This window comes from Rhizobium sp. SVR5-9E, from assembly GCF_056755095.1.
Map to the genome: position 1 here is coordinate 1 of NZ_JBNDHS010000380.1, position 277 is coordinate 277.

Consider the following 277-nt stretch of genomic DNA (forward strand, 5'->3'; position numbering starts at 1 on the left):
GCATGAAAGCACCCTTATTTTGTCTGATTTCTGATAAAATCAGCGCCCTGCACCGGATAGCCGGTCGCTCACTTACAGCTAACCATCTGAAAAAGCTCATCATGTCGAGATTGCTCGCAGCAATAACATTACCTTTAAGCATCATTTTAACTATTCTGGTGACTGTCGCCTGTTCTGTGCCGATCATTATTGCCGGCATCATTAAGTTGCTGCTGCCCGTGCCCGTGGTATGGCGAGCCGTATCCGCATTTTGTAATTTCATGATGTACTGCTGGTG

At 46.6% G+C, this 277-nt stretch carries 1 protein-coding gene; it reads right to left on the minus strand.

Translation table 11 applies throughout. The features are described from left to right. The coding region (locus ACPYOJ_RS35270; protein ID WP_481420373.1) for a hypothetical protein at positions 1-262 on the minus strand (262 nt) is incomplete at its 3' end. Positions 263-277: the final 15 nt, after the last annotated feature.